This window comes from Candidatus Nitrosopumilus salarius BD31, from assembly GCF_000242875.2.
Taxonomy (GTDB): Archaea; Thermoproteota; Nitrososphaeria; order Nitrososphaerales; family Nitrosopumilaceae; genus Nitrosopumilus; species Nitrosopumilus salarius.
On sequence record NZ_AEXL02000073.1, the window covers coordinates 1 to 5,951 of the forward strand.

General features: G+C 35.0%; 9 protein-coding genes. 5 read left to right on the forward strand and 4 right to left on the reverse strand.

Annotated features, from left to right (window positions below):
- The coding region (locus tag BD31_RS03195; protein ID WP_008298503.1) for a VOC family protein at positions 1–292 on the reverse strand (292 nt) is incomplete at its 3' end.
- A gap of 368 nt (positions 293–660) precedes the next feature.
- On the opposite strand from BD31_RS03195, the gene BD31_RS03205 reads away from it, so the two are divergent.
- The 3 genes from BD31_RS03205 (at position 661) to BD31_RS03215 (ending at position 2,015) form a co-directional block, all read left to right on the forward strand.
- On the forward strand, positions 661–987 hold the full coding sequence (locus BD31_RS03205) for a hypothetical protein (RefSeq protein ID WP_048097402.1): 327 nt from the start codon (positions 661–663) through the stop codon (positions 985–987).
- Positions 988–1,097: 110 nt separating this feature from the next.
- On the forward strand, positions 1,098–1,280 hold the full coding sequence (locus BD31_RS03210) for a hypothetical protein (protein ID WP_008298495.1): 183 nt from the start codon (positions 1,098–1,100) through the stop codon (positions 1,278–1,280).
- Positions 1,281–1,658: 378 nt separating this feature from the next.
- Entirely contained in the window at positions 1,659–2,015 is a 357-nt protein-coding gene (locus BD31_RS03215; protein ID WP_008298499.1) for a hypothetical protein, read from the forward strand.
- Positions 2,016–2,034: 19 nt separating this feature from the next.
- Here BD31_RS03215 and BD31_RS03220 read toward each other — a convergent pair whose 3' ends face one another.
- Complete coding sequence (locus tag BD31_RS03220; RefSeq protein WP_238536050.1) at positions 2,035–2,463, reverse strand: hypothetical protein; 429 nt, start codon at positions 2,461–2,463, stop codon at positions 2,035–2,037.
- 208 nt (positions 2,464–2,671) lie between these two features.
- Between BD31_RS03220 and BD31_RS10685 the strand changes: the two genes are divergently transcribed.
- Both BD31_RS10685 and BD31_RS10995 read left to right on the forward strand, forming a co-directional pair.
- Positions 2,672–2,812, forward strand: a complete 141-nt coding sequence (locus tag BD31_RS10685; RefSeq protein ID WP_008298493.1) for a hypothetical protein — start codon at positions 2,672–2,674, stop codon at positions 2,810–2,812.
- Positions 2,796–2,930, forward strand: a complete 135-nt coding sequence (locus tag BD31_RS10995) for a hypothetical protein (protein ID WP_008298498.1) — start codon at positions 2,796–2,798, stop codon at positions 2,928–2,930. Before BD31_RS10685 ends, BD31_RS10995 begins: the two co-directional genes overlap by 17 nt.
- 44 nt (positions 2,931–2,974) lie before the next feature.
- Here BD31_RS10995 and leuS read toward each other — a convergent pair whose 3' ends face one another.
- On the reverse strand, positions 2,975–5,446 hold the full coding sequence (leuS, locus tag BD31_RS03225; protein ID WP_008298501.1) for a leucine--tRNA ligase: 2,472 nt from the start codon (positions 5,444–5,446) through the stop codon (positions 2,975–2,977).
- A 16-nt stretch (positions 5,447–5,462) separates the two neighbouring features.
- The gene (locus BD31_RS10905; protein WP_008298502.1) at positions 5,463–5,843 is read right to left on the reverse strand and encodes a class I tRNA ligase family protein; all 381 of its coding nucleotides are present in this window, start codon (positions 5,841–5,843) and stop codon (positions 5,463–5,465) included.
- Positions 5,844–5,951: the final 108 nt, after the last annotated feature.

Below are 5,951 nucleotides of genomic sequence, written 5' to 3' on the forward strand. Positions count from 1 at the left end.
CACCATACAAAATCTCTACTCTCAATTCATTGCATCTTGAAATTACATCCTCAAAGTTTTCTATGTTAAATCCAAAATGTGCAATCCCTCCAGCAGGTGACATGTCTTGCACTTGATACATGCACAATTTTATGGTATCATTTCCAATAATTTTTGATGGTGCGTCAATCTTGTTTGGGTTTTCCTCTTGCAGTACTTTGAATCCAAATAATTCTTTGTAGAACTTTATGCTCTCCTCCAGGTTCTTGACCTTGAAATTCACATGATCAATTGATTTTGCATAAAGTACCATGGATGATCTACACGAATTAAACTATTGAAGTTTTTAGTTTACGCCCTTTCTTCTGTTTAATTTTCCACTAGGGAAATTTGTAGACTCTGCAAACTCTTTTTCTTTCCTTTTGACCTCTTCTCTTTCCTCATTCGTCTGCTCTCGAATTATTAGATCATCTATATCTGTGAAATTTTTGCATTTTGTACACAGCCATAGCGTTGCCTTTTCTGCCTGGTGGTATTCAGGTAGTCGTCTGCTATTGCACTGCTTGCAAAATAATGTCATGTCTATTTGTGGAATGGTGGTCTTAAGAGTGTTGGATTATGGTCTGTAACATTTTCAAATTTCAGGATCATCTTTAATTAATTTAGAAACTTTACAAATTCATGAATAAAACACTGATAATTTTTGCTATTGCATTAATTACAGTCATCATGGTTGTCGGCACAGTTTCACCGACTGTATTTGCTGACAAACCAGAAGAAAAGAAAAACAATGGAAATAATGGGTGTGAGAAATCCGGAAATGCCAAAGCATGTGAGAATAATCCAAACACAGAACCTGTATCTTGTGAAAGTTGCACACTAGAACTTCTTGCAGCGTATGAAGTATGTGGAGATGACCAAGCATGTATTCATGAAGCATTTGTAGTATACCAGGAATGTGTCAGTGAATTAGATTACTGTTCTTTGCCACCGCCTCCAGATTTCTGACTTTTTTCTGAACTTCAACATCTTATGTTCATACAATATTCTTCGTAGAATTAAACAAATATCCACATTTGAAATAATACCGCTTTTATTTACCATGTTACTTACTTGATGTGGTTGCCATTAGATGTGATGAACGTGGTTTTGATTGTGACTATGTCACAACAGGGAATGTCGAGAAAGTGATCTTTGATTACTGGGATCATATGAGCAAAGAACATGGGATAGACTATTCCCTAGGAACTTTGGAAAAGTATCTGAAAAAGAAAATATCTGCCCAAATTCCAGCAAGTTAGAATGCTGGATTTTTTTAACTTTCTAAAATCTAAAGTTTATACAAAATTCATTTGTAAAATAAACAAATTTTCAAGATCATGGTAATACTATTTTTATTTCTCAATGACATCCTTTTTTTAGGATAGTAATCAACTAGTAAAAACACCTGATATCAGGGTTGGTGTTGGAGCAGAATAGTGTTGTCAATGGACAAATACTTGGTTTTGATTACTATCCATAATCTCAAAATTCCAATATGCTTAAGTTGATAATTTCTGTAGAAAAATCATGGATCTGAATGAATTACATCAAAGAGAGATTGACTCTCTTCGAGATGAAAATATTGAATTAAGAAATAAAATAAAAGAGCTTGAGGCTAAAATTAAAGAATTAGAGAAATGAAACCTCAATCCATTAAAATTTTGATAGGTGAAATTGACTACAAGCTTGACCGTATTGATTATTTTAAGACTCGATTAGACACGTGGAAAAACAAGGAAGATGGTGAGTATGACAAGTCCCAAAGACGTCTTGGCAAGCTGATAGACGAGACTGTTAATCTCTTGCAAATAATGAAACTAGAGGAACTTGACGAATTCCAAAATTATCAAGAGATCTTAGAAAAATTAGAGGCAGGAATACCTCTAGAATCTAGTGATGAATCAACTGATGATGAAGTTATTGATGCTTTTAACAAAATTAAGAGTGGCGAGGCATCACGAATGGCTCAAAAGGGCTCTGGAACTCCAAAATAAAAAAGAAAGAACACTCACACTAGTTTTTTTGTGTGAATGGGTTTGTCCATAATTGGACGATATTTTTATTCAATTCTGTAAATGCATCAATGTTGGTACTGAATGCTTTGATGTTCTGTACGGTTGTATCGATTGCAGTTTTTGCTAATTGACTGTTTAATGTGCTTGCTTGAACAATTTGCTTGTTAGTATCTACGATTGCAGTCTTTGCAGCATCTGGAATCTCAGTTGTGAAACCAGCTTTTTTTGCAAATTCTTGCTGTACAGCTACTGAAGCATTGATTGTTTTCTCACATGTTTTGATACATTCATCTTGCAATTCTGTAACAGATTGAAAATACTGCGGAGTAATCTTTGAGATATTTTCAAAGTATTTTTGAACATTTTGCTTGTACATTGAATATACGTTGTTTGTTTGAGTTTGTGTGCTCATGTCTCGCCTTTTCATCTCCAGTATATATACTATTGGTAATAATTGGTAATGAATGGTAATTAGTGACAATATTTGATTTATAATCTGTTCTGAACGGTGCCAAAAAAAGCGGTTGAAAAGAAAGAATGAAAATTGTGCTGGATTGCTGTACGGTGAGAATTACCGTGGTTGGTATTGTTATAGTTAGGAATCCTTAATGCTTATTTGAGTATATTATAATAGATTGGTTTGTTTTCGATGTGATGGAAAAGGCAAGTACCGAAATGAATTTGGCATATATGAAAAATGTGAGTCATGTCAAGGAACTGATATGACTTTTAACAAGATAGATGCTGAACCCAATTCAGATGAAGAAGGATACTAAATCAAAGAAAGATGGTAGAAAACAGAAAGGGCAAAAAGCTGGAGAATTAAGACAACGAGTTAAAAAATACAAGAGTGAACAACAAAAAAAGAAAAAGGGCAAAAAATCAAAGTATTAGAAGATGAAATCTGTAATAATTATTACAATGGTATTTGTTTTGATTTATTCAATTAAGATTGCAGGTTTGAATGGTCTTGCATGTCTCGCTTTTCCTTTTGGATCATAAATGTCACTATCTGATTCTGAATACACTTGAATGTCTACACCAAATTCTTTCTTACCTATTGCAGATAATTCATTTGAGAGAAATTCTTTTTCATCAAATTTATGTGATTTAAGCTTCATCTGTTTAATTTCTTCAGACTCTGAATGTAAATCCTTGATTACTTTTTGAATATAGTCTGGCATTTTTTTGGCCTCTGTTGTTTCAGGGTCTGCAATGAGTTCTTTCATCACAATCCCCATGTTGTTTTGACCGCCTACCATTATGCCAAGTATTTTGCGATATACAGCTAATTTGAATGAGTCAGAATTCACATAGATTACAATTTTTTGTGGAGTGATTTTTGTAACTTTGAGAATATTTGTGATATCATCTATAGTTGATTTTAGTAATTCTTCAGCTTGAATTGATGTTGCATCCAGATTTTCTTCGGAATACTCTGGCCATCTTGTCTTTGATACTAGATCAGAGTGTCCAAGTCTCTCCCACATCTCTTCAGCTATATGTGGTGCAAATGGAGACAACATTGTAACTCGTGCAGAATTTATCTTGTGTAAAATTCCTGAAATACTCGTTCTTCCTTTAGACCCTACTCTTTTGTTATACCAACTCAAATCTGATTCAAATGTAAACAAAATATTATGTAGTGCTTCTCGCAGTCTCATTTTTTCTACAGCTTCGGTAACTTGGAATATCATGCTCTGCATTTTAGATAAAATCCACCTGTCTTCTGCCTCTAAATTTACAATCTCTCCCATCTTTATCTTAGAGCATTCCTCAAGTAATGCCTCTAGCTTGTTTTGAATACCGGAGACTGACTCCATGTTAAAATCAGCATCCTGAAGCAACTCAGCTGATGAAATGATTGCCAATCTAATTGGGTCTGCACCATGATCTCTTATTGCAGTTCGTAGTGGAATTATATTTCCCATACTCTTTGACATTTTCGCCCCATCCATCATCACACTACCATTAACTACAATTTCACGAGGCCAGTACTTTCTCTCAAATATTGCAACGTGATTTAAGACAAAAAATGACAAGTGGTTTTGAACCAAATCTCGTCCTGAATGTCTAGAATCAACTGGATAAAAGTATTGAAACTCTTTTTTCATTGTACTTATGATTTCTTCAGTTAGTTTTGATGTACTTGCAGCTAGACTGATATCTCCTTTATCTAGCAAAATGTAATCGAATAACTCTCTAGTTAAATTTTCAGGATTAACTGTTCCATCATTTACAAATCTGGAAATGGTATAATATGCCATGTAGATTACACTATCTGAAAGTGACTCTACTATCCAATCCTTGTCCCATGGAAGTTTTGTTCCCAATCCCTGCTGTCTTGCACAAGCTCGCTCATGCAACCAATCAATTACTTCTTTGAACTCTGCTCTGATATTGTTTGGTAGGATGTTCATCTCATCAAAACACTTGCGAGCGAGTTCTTTCCATTCTTCATCGCCATAATTCAAAAACCATTGATTGTTCAATACTTTAACAACACATTCTGCACCACAACGACAATGTACTGGGGCATTTTCAAGTACTGGGAATTTATCTAGACGATTGTTCTCTTGGAGCCATACTCTTACTTTGTCTCGTCCAAACTGCACTTTCTCATTATCGAATTCATCGCATTTTTCATTTAGCTTTCCATCTGTGAATTCTTTTAGATACAACTCCTTTGTAGCCTCTTCTAACTTCTCATCTGATTGGTCAGAGACTCCTAATTTTTCACAAATGTCTTTTGCAGGAATAATTCCATACCCTTCAGTCGCTATGATTGGAATAGGCTCGATTTTGAGCGCTAATTCGTAATTTTTAGCCTTCAAATCCATTAAGGCCTGGTAGTCTTTTGGAGCGTGAGCTGGTACTGACATTACAAGACCCGTACCCATTCCAGGATCTACAAATTCAGCAGGCAATATCGGAATTTCTCGCCCATCGTGATTTGTAGCATATTTTCCAATAATCTCACTACCTGATATATCTCCGATGACTTTAACTTGTTTTTCAAAAAATTCTATTTTGTGTACACATTCTTCTGAGACTATCCATGTTTCATTATCTACTGTGGCTTTTTTGTATGTTACATTTGGATTGGCCCACAAATTTGTTACTCCAAAAATTGTTTCAGGTCTTAGTGTTGTAATTGGGAAAATAAACTCACCAAATGAAAATTTGACTAGATAATTTTTGTCATCAATCTTTGGTTCGACATCTCCCATTGTATCGTGCTGTGAAACTGGATTTTGATCAACAGGACACCATCCAACTGGATGAGATCCCTGAATGATTCTGCCGTTTTCTTTGAGTGTTGTGATTTGCCACTCGATAAATTTCTGATAACCTGGAACTATGGTTGTAAATTCTCTACGCCAATCAATGGAATAACCCATCTCGATCATGCCAGACTTTATCTCTTCATGAAAGTAATCTGCAATTTTTTATTGGTTCAACAAATGTTTTGATGTCTTCTTCTGGTACATGATACACATTTCTCAACCCATCAAGAATTTCTTTCTCTCCCGCTTGAATTCTCTTTGCCATCCCAAGAACTGGCGTACCTGTATAATGAAATCCCATTGGGAATAATACGTTGTATCCTTGCATTCGATAAAACCTTGCATGAACATCAGCTAGTGTGTATGTCCTACCGTGTCCTATGTGTTGCGGTGAGTTTGGATATGGATATGCAACTGTAATGAATTTTTTATCTTTATCATTTGGATTTGCCTCAAAGTCTTTTGATTCAATCCACTTGTTACGCCATTTTGTTTCTATTTCATTCCAGTTAATTGTCATTGTATCATCCTAAAATCATTAATTTTGCTTTGGCTATTGCCTCGTCTTTTTTAGATGTGTCTTTTTCCACCACCTTGGGCAAATTTAGCATCTCCTCCACCTGAACCG

What these genes read in the sequence shown, in the direction of transcription:
- BD31_RS03205 (WP_048097402.1), top strand. Translation starts at nt 661, where the DNA reads ATGAATAAAACACTGATAATTTTTGCTATTGCATTAATTACAGTCATC.
- BD31_RS03215 (WP_008298499.1), top strand. Translation starts at nt 1,659, where the DNA reads ATGAAACCTCAATCCATTAAAATTTTGATAGGTGAAATTGACTACAAG.
- BD31_RS03220 (WP_238536050.1), bottom strand. Translation starts at nt 2,463, where the DNA reads ATGAAAAGGCGAGACATGAGCACACAAACTCAAACAAACAACGTATAT.
- BD31_RS10995 (WP_008298498.1), top strand. Translation starts at nt 2,796, where the DNA reads ATGAAGAAGGATACTAAATCAAAGAAAGATGGTAGAAAACAGAAAGGG.
- leuS (WP_008298501.1), bottom strand. Translation starts at nt 5,446, where the DNA reads ATGATCGAGATGGGTTATTCCATTGATTGGCGTAGAGAATTTACAACC.
- BD31_RS10905 (WP_008298502.1), bottom strand. Translation starts at nt 5,843, where the DNA reads ATGACAATTAACTGGAATGAAATAGAAACAAAATGGCGTAACAAGTGG.